At 74.4% G+C, this 13,868-nt stretch carries 10 protein-coding genes; 6 read left to right on the top strand and 4 right to left on the bottom strand.

Features of this window, described 5'->3' with window-relative positions:
- Positions 1 to 3: 3 nt before the first annotated feature.
- From ACI3EY_RS07355 to ACI3EY_RS07345, 3 genes are read left to right on the top strand one after another with little or no spacing between them, the layout of a single operon-like run.
- Complete coding sequence (locus ACI3EY_RS07355) at positions 4 to 1,839, top strand: ABC transporter ATP-binding protein (RefSeq protein WP_405039956.1); 1,836 nt, start codon at positions 4 to 6, stop codon at positions 1,837 to 1,839.
- Complete coding sequence (locus tag ACI3EY_RS07350; RefSeq protein ID WP_405039955.1) at positions 1,832 to 3,238, top strand: glycosyltransferase; 1,407 nt, start codon at positions 1,832 to 1,834, stop codon at positions 3,236 to 3,238. The genes ACI3EY_RS07355 and ACI3EY_RS07350 overlap by 8 nt, the downstream gene beginning before the upstream one ends.
- Positions 3,235 to 4,428, top strand: a complete 1,194-nt coding sequence (locus ACI3EY_RS07345) for a glycosyltransferase family protein (protein WP_405039954.1) — start codon at positions 3,235 to 3,237, stop codon at positions 4,426 to 4,428. The genes ACI3EY_RS07350 and ACI3EY_RS07345 overlap by 4 nt, the downstream gene beginning before the upstream one ends.
- 7 nt (positions 4,429 to 4,435) lie before the next feature.
- Here ACI3EY_RS07345 and ACI3EY_RS07340 read toward each other — a convergent pair whose 3' ends face one another.
- From ACI3EY_RS07340 to wecB, 3 genes are read right to left on the bottom strand one after another with little or no spacing between them, the layout of a single operon-like run.
- Positions 4,436 to 5,305 (bottom strand): DUF3626 domain-containing protein, encoded by an 870-nt coding sequence (locus ACI3EY_RS07340; RefSeq protein ID WP_405039953.1) that lies wholly within the window; start codon positions 5,303 to 5,305, stop codon positions 4,436 to 4,438.
- Positions 5,305 to 5,973, bottom strand: a complete 669-nt coding sequence (locus ACI3EY_RS07335) for a class I SAM-dependent methyltransferase (RefSeq protein ID WP_405039952.1) — start codon at positions 5,971 to 5,973, stop codon at positions 5,305 to 5,307. Before ACI3EY_RS07335 ends, ACI3EY_RS07340 begins: the two co-directional genes overlap by 1 nt.
- Complete coding sequence (gene wecB, locus ACI3EY_RS07330; RefSeq protein ID WP_405039951.1) at positions 5,966 to 7,027, bottom strand: non-hydrolyzing UDP-N-acetylglucosamine 2-epimerase; 1,062 nt, start codon at positions 7,025 to 7,027, stop codon at positions 5,966 to 5,968. The genes ACI3EY_RS07335 and wecB overlap by 8 nt, the downstream gene beginning before the upstream one ends.
- A gap of 55 nt (positions 7,028 to 7,082) precedes the next feature.
- Here wecB and ACI3EY_RS07325 point away from each other — a divergent pair, with 55 nt between their 5' ends.
- Positions 7,083 to 9,392: a glycosyltransferase gene (locus ACI3EY_RS07325; RefSeq protein WP_405039950.1), complete on the top strand. Its 2,310-nt coding sequence runs from the start codon at positions 7,083 to 7,085 to the stop codon at positions 9,390 to 9,392.
- A gap of 104 nt (positions 9,393 to 9,496) precedes the next feature.
- Here the strand turns inward: ACI3EY_RS07325 and ACI3EY_RS07320 are convergent, their stop codons facing one another.
- Entirely contained in the window at positions 9,497 to 10,423 is a 927-nt protein-coding gene (locus ACI3EY_RS07320; protein WP_405039949.1) for an alpha/beta hydrolase, read from the bottom strand.
- Between the two features lie 76 nt (positions 10,424 to 10,499).
- On the opposite strand from ACI3EY_RS07320, the gene ACI3EY_RS07315 reads away from it, so the two are divergent.
- Positions 10,500 to 11,834: a nucleotide sugar dehydrogenase gene (locus tag ACI3EY_RS07315; RefSeq protein WP_405039948.1), complete on the top strand. Its 1,335-nt coding sequence runs from the start codon at positions 10,500 to 10,502 to the stop codon at positions 11,832 to 11,834.
- Entirely contained in the window at positions 11,831 to 13,819 is a 1,989-nt protein-coding gene (locus ACI3EY_RS07310) for a DUF6541 family protein (RefSeq protein ID WP_405039947.1), read from the top strand. The genes ACI3EY_RS07315 and ACI3EY_RS07310 overlap by 4 nt, the downstream gene beginning before the upstream one ends.
- The last annotated feature ends 49 nt before the right edge of the window (positions 13,820 to 13,868 follow it).

The following is a 13,868-nucleotide window of genomic DNA, read 5'->3' as shown; positions in this document are numbered from 1 at the left end:
GATGTGCTGTCCCTGTGGCGCACCGTGCGCGACCTGCTGGCTGTGCTGCCCCCGGGGACCCGCCGCTTCATCATGACGTTCGCGGCGCTGCAGTCGCTGCTCGCCACCCTGGACGTCGCCGCGCTGGGCCTGCTCTCCCTGGTGCTCGCGCCGATGCTCACCGGCGCCACCCTCACGGTGCCGGTGGTCGGGGTGGAGATCTCCACCCCCGAGCAGTTCCGGACCATCCTCATCGCGGTCGGTGCGCTGATCATCAGCAAGTCGGTGCTGGCGGTGGCGCTGCAGTGGTGGGCCACCCGACGTTTCGCCCGCTTCGAGCAGGGCCTGGGGGCGCGCCTGCTGGAGTCCACCTTCGCCGCCCCCTGGACCGAGCGGCTGCAGCGCAACTCCACGGATCTGGTGCGCTCCACGGACGTCGGGGTCGCCTCGACGGTCTCCGGGGTGCTCATCCCGTTCTGCCAGCTCTCCGGGGAGCTGTTCACCTTCCTCGCGGTGCTGGCCGTGCTGCTGGTCGCCCAACCGGTGCTCGCCACCGCCACGATCATCTACTTCTTCCTGGTCGGCTTCCTGCTCTACACCGTGGTCCTGCGCCGCGCCATCAAGGCCGGGCAGGACAACCGGACCGCCTCCACCCGGGCCGTCCGGCTGGTCAGCGAGATGGTGCACTCGCTCAAGGAGATCACCCTGCGGGACAAGCAGAAGGAGGTCGCCGAGGTGGTGCTCGAGGTGCGCACCGTCGCCTCCTCCGCCCGCGCCGACCAGGCCTTCCTCGGGGCCATCCCGCGCTACATCCTGGAGGCGGCCCTGATCGGCGGCCTGGGCATCGCCGCCGCCCTCGGGTATGCCCAGGACGGCGCCCCGGGAGCGCTGGCCGCGATCGCGCTCTTCGGGGTCGCCGGTTTCCGCATCCTGCCCAGCCTGACCCGGTTCCAGACGATCATGGCCCAGACCGGGGCCAACATCCCGTTCGCCCGGCAGGTGCTCTCCGAGATCGAGAGCGGCAGCCGGTACGTCGAGGAGGGCCGGACCTCCGGGACCCGCCCCGTCCCGGAGGACGCGCGCAGCCTGGTCCTGGACGACGTCACCTTCAGTTACCCCGGGGCGAGCACCCCGGCGGTCCAGGGGATCAGCCTGGAGCTGCCGTTCGGCCGGACACTGGCCCTGGTCGGGGCCTCCGGTTCCGGGAAGTCGACGCTCGTCGACATCATCCTCGGCCTGATGCCCCCCGACTCCGGCCGGATCAGCGTCGGCGGGGAGCCGCTGTCCGAGGTGCTGCACGACTGGCGGCACCGGGTCGGCTACGTCCCGCAGGACGTCGCGCTCTTCGACGCCTCGGTGGCCCGCAACGTCGCGCTCAGCTGGCGTGACGAGGACATCGACGAGGACCGGGTCCGGCGGGCCCTGGAGCGAGCCCAGGTGCTGGACGTCGTGGAGTCCCGGCCGGGCGGCATCCACGGTGCCGTCGGCGAGCGCGGTCTGGCCCTGTCCGGTGGGCAGCGTCAACGGCTGGGTGTGGCACGGGCCCTCTACACCGACCCCTTGGTGCTGGTGATGGACGAGGCGACCTCGGCCCTGGACACCAGCACCGAGGCCGCGGTGACCGCCGCCATCCGGGAGCTGGCCGGCGAGGTCAGCGTCGTCGTGGTCGCGCACCGGTTGGCGACGATCCAGCACAGCGACCAGGTGTGCTTCATGCGTGACGGTGAGCTGGTGGCCCGCGGGTCCTTCGACGAGGTCGTCGCCGCCGAACCCGACTTCGCCGTGCAGGCCGCCCTGGCCGGACTGGGTGCCCAGCACGGGTCCCGTGCCGTGACGACAGAAGGTGAGGCCCGTGCCTGAGACCCCGCAGCTGCCGACCGTGGCCGGGCGCCCCGCACGGGTCGTCAGCCTCGTCTACAACGACGCCAGCGCCGACTCCCGGGTGCAGAAGACGGCCGCGACCCTGCGGGCCGCGGGCGCCGACGCGCGCATCGTCGCGATCTCACGCGAGAGCGCCGGCCACGCGCCCGGGCCGGGGACGGTGGGGGCGGGAGTGCCGGTATACCGGGTCCACGACCTGGACCTGACCCGCCTGCTGCCCGGGCTCACCCGGGGCTGGCGGCGCTGGCGCGGACGGAACCCGGACGGGACCACCCCGGTGAGCTCGGTCCCCGAACCGGCCACCGGTGCCGCCCCCAGCACGGCGTCCGCGCCGCCCGCGGTGGGCGGTGAGGCGGCGCCGCCTGCGGTGCACCCGGCGCAGGCGGTGGCCGTGGACCTGTGGATGCGGCTCTACCAGACCACCCGCCTGGGGTACTGGTGGCTGGGGGCGGTGCGGGCCGCCCGCGACGTCGCGCCCGACGTGGTGCACGCCAACGACGCGAACTCGCTGGTCCCGGCGCTGCTGACGACGGCCGGCACCCCGGGGCGGGTCGTCTACGACTCGCACGAGCTGTGGCGGCGACGCAACACCCGGCAGGACCGGTGGTTGGCGCCGGCCGTCGACGCGCTCGTCGAGGCGCTGGGGACCCGGCTCGCCGCCGGGGTGATCACCGTGTCCCCGTCCATCGTGGACTGGCTGCAGCGCCGCTACCGGCTCGCCGACCCGCCCACCCTGGTGCGCAACATCCCTACTGCCAGGCAGGTGCCGCCCCGCGAGGGTGGTCGGCTACGGGCGATGGCCGGGCTGGGCGAGGACGACAAGGTGGTGTCCTACACGGGCAGCATCACCACCGGGCGCGGCCTGGAGGAGACGGTCGACGCGCTGGCCCTGCTCGGCGACGACGTGCACCTGGTGCTGCTGGGCTACGGCGCACCGCAGTACGTGACCCGGCTGCTGGTGCGGGCCCGGCAGGCGGGGGTGGCGGACCGCATGCACCTGGTCGGCGCGGTGCCCTCGGAGCTGGTGCCGCAGACCCTGGCGGACGCGGACGTGGCCGTCGTCTACGTGCGACCGATCTGCCTGAGCTACCGCTTCTCGCTGCCGAACAAGCTCTTCGAGTCGATCCACGCAGGACTGCCGATCGTGGCTGCGGACCTGCCGGACACGGCGGAGGTCGTCCGCCGGTACGGCGTCGGCGAGGTCTTCGACGCTCGCTCCCCGGCCGAGCTGGCGGAGGCGATCCGCGCGGTGCTCGCGGACCCGGGCGAGTACCGGCGGGCCGCCGGCGCGGCGTCCGCCTCGCTCACCTGGGAGGGCGAGGCGGAGCGGATGCTGGGCCTCTACGCGCGGGTGCTCGGCGCCCGTGCCGACCGGTGACCGAGGTCCCGGTCCGGCCCGGCGACCCGGCCGGGGACCCGCGACCGCGCCTGCTGGTGATGGCCTGGAGCCCGCTGCGCTCGGACGCCCGGGTGCTGCGCCAGATCTCCCTGCTCGCCGACCGGTATGCCGTCACCACCCTCGGTTACGGCGAGGCACCGGAGGGTGTGGTCGAGCACCTGCGGATCCCCGACGCGGTGGTGCACTGGCACAAGGACCGCCGGCTGCTGGCGCTGCGCCGGTTCGAGCGGGCATACCTGGACGCACCGGTGACCCGGGCGGCGCGTGCGCTGCTGGACGGGGCGGGGCAGGGGCGCCCGCCCTTCGACGTGGTGATCGCCAACGACGCCGACACCCTGCCGCTGGCGCTCGACCTCGCGCCGGCCGGGGGTGTGCACCTGGACCTCCACGAGTACGCCTCCCGGCAGAGCGAGGAGTCGTGGCGGTGGCGGCTGTTCGTGGCGCCGTACTACCGCTGGCTGCTGCGCCGCCACGGCTCGCGCGCGGCATCGGTGAGCACCGTCGGCCGCTGGCTTGCCCGGGAGTACCGGCGTGAGTTCGGGCTGGAGTGCTCGGTGGTCCCCAACGCCGCCCCGTACGCCGACCTGGCCCCCACCCCCATCGGGTCACCGCTGCGCCTGGTGCATTCGGGGCTGGCCCGCCGTGGCCGCAGCCTGCACGTCATGGTGGACGCCGTCCGAGCGACCCGGCGCGAGGTGAGCCTCGACCTCTACCTGATGCCGAACGACCCCGCCTACCTGGAGGAGCTGCGGGAGTCCGCCCGGGACCTGCCCCAGGTGCGCTTCCACGAGCCGGTGCTCCCGAACCAGCTGCGGGTGGTGCTCGCCGCCGGTGACCTGGGCGTCTTCGTGCTCCCACCCGTCAACTTCAACTACAGGTTCACCCTGCCCAACAAGTTCTTCGACTTCGTCCAGGCGAGGCTCGGGATCATCGTCGGGCCCAGCCCGGAAATGGCGGACCTGGTGCGCGCGCACGGTCTCGGCGTGGTGCTGGACGACTTCACCTCCGCCTCGCTGGCCGCCACCCTGGACGGGCTGACCGACGCACAGGTGGTCGCCTTCAAGGGCGCCGCGCACGCGGCGGCCCACGAGCTCTCCGCGCAGGAGCAGGTGCGCGGCTGGGCCGACGCCGTCGACGCCCTGGCGGAACGGGCCCGGACCCCGCGCTGAGGCGGGCTCAGTCGGCGGGGGAGCCGAAGCGCGCGACGAGGTGCCACAGCTCCTTGAGCCGTTGCGGGTCTTCCAGCCCCTGACGACGCCGCTCGCCCACGACCCGGGCCATGAGGACGTCGTCCTCGGCGATCAGCTCACCGAGGCGGACCGCCTCGATCCCCCGGAAGTCGGGGTGGCGACGCAGCTCCTCGACGTGCAGCACCCGGCCCTCGTGCCACTCGACCGGGAGCGTGAGCCGCTGCGCGAGCGCGCCGACCGGCCCCTCCCGGTGGCTGGGGTCCAGCACCAGCGCCTCGACGTCCCGGCCGAGCACGACACCGCCGTGGACGTGCGCCTCGACGTAGGCGTCGAGCAGGCCACCCTCGGCGCGTTCGAGCGCGTCGTCACGCGGCGCCGCCCGGAACGCTTCGGCGGCGGCGACCAGGTCGATGCTGTCTGCGGTGCCGAACGAGCGCGGCTCCCGCACCGAGTCCGGGAAGCAGAAGGTGCTCCGGTCCAGGACGTCCTCGCGCAGCCGCAGGTATGCCGACCCGAACCGGGGTGCACCGCCGAGCGGGTCGCCCCGGTGGTCCAGCGCACCGTAGACCGGCCGTCGCTCCGGTGGTGCGTCGTCGTAGGCGCCGCCGAAGATCCGCTGCTCCCAGGCCCACCGTGCGCCGCCGGGGTGCGCCGTCAGGCCACCGTTGCTGGTGCCGGTCTCGAACTGCGAGCGGTAGCGGTCGTCGCCGACCATCCTGGACAGCACCGACCCCCCGTCGACCTCGGCGTCGGGGTGGAAGGCGAGCGTGACCCGCCACCGCCGGTCCACGGGCGGGCCGGTGCTCAGGCTGCGGACGTGCTGCAGCGCGGCGTCCGCGGCCGCGGCCGCGTGCATCAGGCTGCCCTCCTGGGGTTCCCCACGACCACGACCGCCTGCGGCCCCCGTTCGGAGCCGACCGGGGCACGCTCCAGCTGGGACACCACCGCGAAGCCGCACCGGGCCAGCAGGGGGCGCATGTCGTCGACCGTCCGGTCGTGCCGTAGCAGCCGGACGTCGTGACCGAAGGGGTGGTAGGCGGGGCCGACGTCGCGCACCCCGGTCCCGGACTGGAAGGCGAGCAGCAGCAGCCCGTCCGGCCTCAGCACCCGTCGGGCCTCGCCGAGGAAGGCGAGCAGGCTGGTGTCGTCGCCGTGGATGGTGGAGTACCAGGACAGCACCCCGTCGACGGTGGCGTCGGCGAACGGCAGCGCCTGCAACGAGGCGACCTGCACCGGCACACCGGGGTGGTCGCGAGCAGCCCGCCGCACCATGCCGGGAGAGAGGTCGATCCCGGTGACCCGGCAGCCCAGACCCTCCAGCAGCGGGAACATCCTGCCCGCCCCGCAGCCGGCGTCGAGCACCCGCGGCCGTGCGGGCAGCAGGGCGACGAGGTGCTCGATCATGGTCAGGTCCACGGCCGCCTCCGGGCCGGTGCCCGGGATCTGGTCGGCGTAGCTGTCCGCGAGCTCGTCGTAGGCCGCGCCGACCTCGGCGGCCCGCTGAGGCAGCGGTGCCTCAGCCACCGGCGTGCAGCGCGTCCAGCACCGCGTCGGCGGCGTGGCCGTCACCGTAGGGGGCGGCGTCGGTGGGGGCGGGGGCCGGTCGGGTGGCCGCGGCCCGTAGCGGGGGGCCCGGCTCGACGAGCACGTTCCAGCCGAGCTCGACGGTCTCCATCCACTCGGTCTCGGTGCGCACCGTGCTGCACGGGGTCCGCAGCGCGAAGGCCTCCTTCTGCAGACCGCCGGAGTCGGTGATCACTCCGCGCGCCTCGCTGACGGCCCCGACCAGGGCCGGGTACGGCAGGGGGTCACGCGTGGTCAACGACCCCCCGTCCAGGTCCAGGCCCTGCTCGGTGGCCCGGGCCCGCAGCCGCGGGTGCGCGAGCAGCAGGACGGGGTGGTCCACCTGCTGCAGGGCGGCCACCACGGCACGCAGCCGCTGCGGGTCGTCGGTGTTCTCAGCCCGGTGGATGGTCGCCACCGAGTACCCGCCAGGCGGCATACCCAGCTCGCGCAGCACCGCGTCCGTGTCGACCAGCTCGTCGCGCACCCGGTGCAGGACGTCGATCATCACGTCCCCGACGACGACGGTGCGTTCGGCCAGCCCCTCGTCGGCCAGGTGGTCGCGGGCGACCTCGGTGGGCGCGAGCAGCAGGTCGGCGGCGTGGTCGGTGAGGACCCTGTTGTGCTCCTCGGGCATCCGCCGGTTGAAGGAGCGCAACCCGGCCTCCAGGTGCGCGACCCGCAGCTGCAGCTTCACCGCGGACAGGGCACCGGCCAGGGTGGAGTTCGTGTCGCCGTAGACCAGCACCCAGTCGGGTCGGTGCCTCGCGAGGACCTCGTCCATCCCGGCCAGGATGGCCCCGGTCTGCGCGCCGTGCCCACCGGAGCCGACCCCCAGGTGCACGTCCGGGTCGGGGATGCCGAGGTCGCGGAAGAAGACGTCGGAGAGCATCGGGTCGTAGTGCTGCCCGGTGTGCACGATCACGTGCTCCACCCCGCGGTCCCGGCACGCGTCGGCGATCGGGGCGAGCTTGACGAACTGGGGGCGGGCGCCGACGACGGACAGGATCTTCACGGCCCCAGCCTAGGCAGACGCGGGGTATGCCGTGCCGCGCGGCTACGGTGGGTCCGTGCGCGTGCTGGTGGTGACGACCTGGTTCCCGACCCCGTCGTCCCCCGCCACCGGGATCTTCGTGGCCCGCGACGTGGCCGCGGTCGCCGCCCGGCACGAAGTGGTGGTGCTGCACCTGGTGGCGCCCTCGCTCGCGGAGCCGGAGGCGGCCGGCGCTGACCTGCCGCCCGGACCCGGGGGTGCCGTCGTCGAGCGGCTGGTGATGGACCCCCGCCGTCCCGACCAGGTGCTGCGCGCCGCGCGCCGCGCCGCCGAGCTGGCCGCCGGCGCGGACGTCGTGCACACGATGGCCATCTCCGCGCTGCTGCCGTTCGCGGTGCGTCGCCCCCGGCGGCCGTGGGTGCATACCGAGCACTGGTCCGGGCTGGGGGCACCGGAGACCTTGACCGTGCCGCTGCGGATGGCTCGGCACGCCGTGCGTCCGCTGCTGGCCCGACCCGACCTGGTGGTCGTCGTGGGGGAGGAGCTCGCCGGCTCGGTGCGCGCACTGCGGGCGGGGCCGGTGCGGGTGGTGCCGAACATCGTGAGCGCGCCGTCGGCGCCCGTGCCGAGGCGGGACCCCGCGCTGGCCCTGGACGAGCGCGGGCCGCTGGAGATCATCGCGGTCGGGGGGCTGATCGCGCGCAAGGACCCGCTGACGGCGGTGGCGACGACCGCCGAGCTCCGGCGCCGCCGGGTCGATGCCCGGCTGACGTGGGTCGGCACCGGGCCGCTGGAGCAGCAGGTCAGGGCCCTGGCGGAGCAGCTCGCGGTGCCGTTGGAGCTCACCGGACCGCTGGTCCCGGAGCAGGTGCAGGACGTGCTGGCCGGGGCGGACCTCTTCCTGCTGCCGACCCGGGCGGAGACCTTCTGCCTGGCCGCCGCCGAGGCGCTGGCCGCCGGACGACCGGTCGTGGTCGGTGACAGCGGCGGACCGGCGGCCTTCGTCAGCGCCCCGGCCGGGGCGCTGGTCGCCCCCGGTGCCGGACCGGCGACCTGGGCGGACGCGGTGACGTCGGTGTGGCGCGGCGCGGCGGACCTGTCCGCGGAGCAGATCGCCGCCGACGTCCGGGCCCGCTACGGCGAGGACCGGTATGCCGACCTCATGGACGAGGCGTACGCCACCACGAGCGACGCCCGGTCGTCCTGGGAGCAACCACCGGCGACGCCCGGTCGAGAGAGGGGGCGCGGTCGGGGGGAGAGGGGCGCACAGGGCGAGAGAGACGACGGTGACGTGCGGGACGTTGACCTGGTCATCGCCGTGCACTCGTCCCGGCGGCAGGTCGAGCGGGCGGTCCGCTCGGTGTTCGACGGCTCACCCGGGGTGGCCGTCCGGGTCACCCTGGTGGCCCACAACATCGCCGCCGATGAGGTCCGCGGTGCGCTGAACGAGGCCACCCGCGGCGACCCGCGGGTGCGGGTGCTCGGGCTGCACGACGACATCCCCAGCCCGAGCGGCCCGTTCATGCTGGGGCTCGACGCGGCCACCGCACCGTGGGCGGCGATCATGGGCTCGGACGACACCCTGGCCCCCGGTGCGCTGGCCGGCTGGCTGGCCGCCGCCGGGGGCCTCGACCCGGACGAGCCCGTCGCCGTGGTGCCCCCGCTGCAGCTGGCGGGACGACCCGTTCCCACCCCGCAACGGCGCCCCGGCCGGACCGGGCGCCGGCGGCGGCTGGACCTGGTCGCCGACCGGCTGAGCTACCGGTCCGCACCTCTGGGGCTGCTCTCCCGCGGCGCGCTGGCCCTGCCCGACGCGCGGCTGCTGCCCGGGGCACCGGTCGGTGGAGACGTGCCGATGGTCACCGCCCTGTGGTCGCAGGCGCGCGTGGTGCACGCGGCGGGAGCACCGGCATACCTGATCCACGAGGACGCGCAGGACCGGGTGACCTATGCGCCGCGCCCCATCCGGGAGCAGCTGGCCAGCATCGACGCGCTCTGGGACCTGCCGGTGACGGCACGGCTGAGCCCCGCGCAACGCCAAGCGGTCGGCACCAAGGTGCTGCGCATCCACGTCTTCGGTGCCGTCCCGACCCGCCCCGAACCGGCCTGGTGGACGCCGGAGGAAAGGGCCGAGCTGGCCCGGGTCACCGCCCGGGTGCTGGCGGCGGCCCCGGGGTGCGCCGACCCGCTGAGCCTGGCCGACCACGACCTGCTCGCCGCGGTCCTGGACCCCCGGATCCCCGCCGACCGGCTGCTGGGGCTGGCCCTTGCCCGACGCCGGCACGGCACCCCCCGCACCCTGCTGCCCTCGTCGTGGCGGCACGTGCTGCACCCCGAGGCCCCGGCCCGTTTCATGGCCGCCTCCCTGCTCGCCGCCCGACGCTGACCGCGGTGGGAAGAGGTAGCCCTGGCAACCCGTAGCCACCGCGGTGGGCCGGCCACCCCTCCGCACCGCGGTGCGGAAACAGCGCAAGGAGCGGGTATCCCCGTTCAGCCCGGGAAGCGCGCGTCCAGCCAGGTCAGCAGCTCGTCCTCGACCTCGCCACGGTTGGTCTCCTGGAGCACCTCGTGCCGGGCCCCGGGCCACACCCGGGAGGTCACGTCCCGCATCCCGACCCGCTCGAACATCGCGGCCACCTCGGCCACGGCCGCCGCCCCACCGACCGGGTCGACCTCGCCGGAGACCAGGTAGACCGGCAGGTCGTGCGGCATCCGGGACGCCGTCGAGTCCTCGCTCACCCAGCGCAGCCCGCCGAGCAGGTCGCGGTAGAAACCGGCCGTGGCCACCGCACCGGACAGCTCGTCGGCGACGTAGGCGTCGACCTGAGCCTCGTCCCGGGTCAGCCAGTCCGAGTCCGTGCGGTTCGGCCGGAACGCCCGGTTGTAGGGGCCCAGCGACAACGCCGTCATCAGGTGGCTGCGCGCCCGGGGCCCGCGCAGCCTGGCCTCGGCCGCCGCGACCCGCTCCCCGAGCAGGCCCTTGACCCCCGGGGTCCCGGCGGTGCCCGAGAGCACCAACGCGGCCAACCGGTCGCCGTACCTGGCGGCATACGCCCGGGCCAGGAACGAGCCCATGCTGTGCCCGAGCAGCACCAGCGGCACGCCGGGGTGCTCGGCCCGCAGGTGGTCCGACAGGGCGAGCAGGTCGTCCACGACGGCGGCGAAGCCGTCCTTGTCCCCGAGGTGTCCGAGGGTGCCGCGTCCGGTCACGCTGTGACCGTGCCCGCGGTGGTCGGGTGCGTACACCGCATACCCGCGGTCGACCAGCCGCCCGGCGACGTGGGCATACCGCTGCGAGTGCTCCAGCATCCCGTGCGCGATGAGCACCAGCGCCCTCGGCGCCCCGTCCGGCACCCAGCCCCGCACGTGCACCTGGGTTCCGTCCGGGCCGGTGAACCTGCTGGTGCTCTCGTCCATCCTTCCAGGGTATGCCGTGCCGGCGACGTATCCTGAGCAGGCACGTCACCCCCACTCGAGGACGGACATCCCACCGATGAAGATCGCGGTCGTTGCCCTGGGCAAGATCGGACTGCCGCTGGCGGTCCAGTTCGCCGACGCCGACCCCCGCCACGAGGTCGTCGGGGTCGACGTCAACGCCGCGACGGTCGAGGCCGTGAACGCCGGCACCGAGCCCTTCCCCGGCGAGGACCACCTGGCCGAGAAGCTGGCCGAGCTGGTCCCGGCCGGGCGGCTGCGGGCCACCACCGACTACGCCGACGCCATCCCCGGCGCGGACGCGGTGGTGCTGGTGGTGCCGCTCTTCGTCGACGAGGCCACCGGGCAGCCCGACTTCGGCTGGATGGACGCCGCCACCCGCAGCCTCGCCGCGCACCTGATCCCGGGCTCGCGCACCCTCATCTCCTACGAGACGACGCTGCCGGTGGGCACCACCCGACGCCGCTGGAAGCCGATGATCGAACAGATCAGCGGGCTCGTCGAGGGCAGCGACTTCGACCTCGTGTTCTCGCCCGAGCGGGTCCTCACCGGCCGGGTCTTCGCCGACCTGCGCCGCTACCCCAAGCTCGTCGGCGGCCTGAGCGAGGTCGGCACCGAGCGGGCCATGGACTTCTATTGCTCCGTCCTCTCCTTCGACGAGCGGGACGACCTGCCGCGCCCGAACGGGGTCTGGGACATGGGCAGCGCCGAGGCCGCGGAGATGGCCAAGCTGGCCGAGACCACCTACCGGGACGTGAACATCGGGCTGGCCAACCAGTTCGCCCGCTTCGCCGACGGCGCCGGCATCGACGTGCACCGGGTCATCGAGGCCTGCAACTCCCAGCCCTACAGCCACATCCACCACCCGGGCATCGCCGTCGGGGGCCACTGCATCCCCGTCTACCCCCGCCTCTACCTGTCCACCGACCCGGACGCCACCGTGGTCCGCACCGCCCGTGAGGCCAACGCCGCGATGCCGGAGTACGCGGTCGCCCGCGCCGAGACGCTGCTCGGCTCGCTGCGCGAGCTGCGGGTGGTGGTGCTCGGGGCCTCCTACCGCGGCCGGGTGAAGGAGACCGCCTTCTCCGGGATCTTCGGAACCGTCGAGGCGTTGCGCTCGCGCGGTGCGCAGGTGCTGGTGCACGACCCGATGTACACCGACGCCGAGCTGTCCGCCTTCGGCTGGGAGCCCTACCGCTGGACGCCCGGACGGTCCGGTGAGCCGGTCGACGTGGCGATCGTCCAGGCGGACCACCCGGAGTACGCGCAGCTGTCCGCCGACGACCTGCCCGGTCTGCGGGTGCTGCTCGACGGTCGGCGCATCACCGACGCCGCCCGCTTCACCGGTGTGCCCCGCCTGACGATCGGCGGGGGCGAGAGCTACACCGTATGAGTGAGGGGGTCGGCTGGGCGTCGGTGACGCCCGGCATCGCGGGGCTGGCGCTGCTCTGGGTGCTGCCGGGGTATGCCGTGCTGCGGCTGCTCGGGGTCCGCGGGCTGCTCGCCCTCGGCGCGGGGCCGGCCGTCACCACCGGCCTGGCCGGGGTGCTGGCCATCGGCTACGACCTCGTGGGTCTGCGCTGGAGCCTGCTGACCTTCGTCGTCGGGGCCGTCCTGGCGGCGGCCGTCGCGGCCGGGATCGGCGCGGCCCTGCGCACCACCTGGGCCCCGGCCGGGGTGACGGTCGCCGGGGAGCGGCGGCTGCGGCATACCGAACGGGCGTGGTTGGCCCTGACCTGGGTGGTCGGCGGGGGGACCCTGGCCGCGGCGATGATGACCGGGATGGGCCGGGCCGACCAGCCGCCGCAGGCCTGGGACGCGGTCTTCCACCTGAACGCGCTCTGGTTCGTGCGGGAGACCGGGAACGCCAGCTCCCTCGGCGGGCTGTCCCCGATGTACGCGGACACCGTGGCGCCCTTCTACCCCGCGGTGTGGCACTCGCTGGTGGCGGTGGCGCCCGGGTTCGACGGGGTGACCGAGGCGGCGAACGCCTCCTCGCTGGTGATCGGGTGCGTCATCTGGGTCGCCGGCCTGATCGCGCTGGCCCGGGTGGTCTGGCCGGCCCGGGCGCTACCCTCGATCCTGGTGCCGGTGCTGGCGGCCGGCTTCGTGACCTTCCCGGCGATCGCGGTGTCGATGCTGGCGGTGTGGCCGTTCGCGCTGTCGACGGCCGGCCTGCCCGGAACGATCGCGCTGCTCATCGCCACCCTGCGCGGCGTGCTGAGCTGGCGGATGCACGTGGCCCTCGGGATCGGGCTGGCCTGGGCGCTGCTCGGGGTGGTCCTGGCGCACCCGTCCGGCCTCTTCTCGCTGGCGCTGCTGGCGCTGCCGCTGCTGGCGGTGCTCACCGTGCGCCAGCTGCGGCGGCAGGCCCGGCTCGGCCGTCCGTGGTGGGCCTGGGGTGTCGGTCTGCTGCTGGCGGGTGGGGCCGTCGGGCTGGCGGTGTTCCTGCTGACGTTCCCGCCGGTGCTCTCGATCCTGGACTACGAGCGGGGCGGCCAGGACTCCTACCTGCCGGGCCTCGGGTCGCTGCTCATCGACCACCCGTTGGTGTACGTCTACGAGGTCACCTCGGTGAACCTGGTCGGCACCCTGCTGGTGTGGCTGGGCATCGCCCTGGCGCTGCGCTGGCGGCACGCCCGGTGGCTGATCGTGTCGCTGCTGGCGGCGGTGGCGCTGACGCTGCTCGCGGCCGGACCCGCGGAGCAGCCGCTGCGGGCACTGGCCGGGTTCTGGTACACCCAGCCGTCCCGGATCAACCAGCTGCTGCTCATCCCGGCGATCATGCTCGCCGCCGGGGCGGGCGGCTGGCTGGCCGACAGGGCGGCACGCACCTTCCGGGTGCCGGTGACCGCGGCCGCCGCCGTGCTGGTGGTGGCCCTGGTGGTGCTCACCTCCGGGCTCCGCTGGACCAGCCAGGTGCAGGTGATGGCCTCCACCTACACGACCTACCCGATCGCCTGGGGCAGCATCCTGGAGCCGGCGGAGATCGACATGATCGACCGTGCGGGACAGACGCTGCCCGAGGACGCGGTGGTGCTGGGGGAGGCCGTCGCCGGTTCCCCCTACCTGCTGCACCGGGCCGGCGTGGACGTCGTCTTCCCCCAGCTGAGCCCCATCCCGGGCAGCCCCGAACGGACGGTGCTGGAGCAGGGCTTCGAGCGGTGGCCGAGCGACCCGGAGGTGTGCGAGGCGGTGCGGGCGTTGGGCGTGACCCATGTGTACGCCGACTCCCTCACCTTCGACGACGACCTCAACGCCAAGTGGGAGGAGACCACCCCCGGCCTGCGCAACCTCGACCCCGTCGAGGGCCCGGCCTGGACCAAGGTCGACGAGGGCGGCAGCGCCTCGCTGTGGGAGTTCACCGGCTGCACCTGACCGGGCGTCTCGAACTGCCCGACCGGGCGTCCCCAGTTGCCCGACCGGG

Origin of the sequence: Serinicoccus shuyuelongi (assembly GCF_045032955.1) — a bacterium.
Taxonomy (GTDB): domain Bacteria; phylum Actinomycetota; class Actinomycetes; order Actinomycetales; family Dermatophilaceae; genus Ornithinicoccus.
The sequence above is the reverse complement of the archived record's forward strand: the minus strand, read 5'-3'. Positions and strand labels throughout refer to the sequence as shown.

Excerpts from the sequence above, each read along its gene's own strand:
- ACI3EY_RS07340 (WP_405039953.1), bottom strand. The coding sequence starts at position 5,305 with ATGCACGCGGCCGCGGCCGCGGACGCCGCGCTGCAGCACGTCCGCAGC.
- ACI3EY_RS07320 (WP_405039949.1), bottom strand. The coding sequence starts at position 10,423 with ATGGACGAGAGCACCAGCAGGTTCACCGGCCCGGACGGAACCCAGGTG.
- ACI3EY_RS07315 (WP_405039948.1), top strand. The coding sequence starts at position 10,500 with ATGAAGATCGCGGTCGTTGCCCTGGGCAAGATCGGACTGCCGCTGGCG.
- ACI3EY_RS07310 (WP_405039947.1), top strand. The coding sequence starts at position 11,831 with ATGAGTGAGGGGGTCGGCTGGGCGTCGGTGACGCCCGGCATCGCGGGG.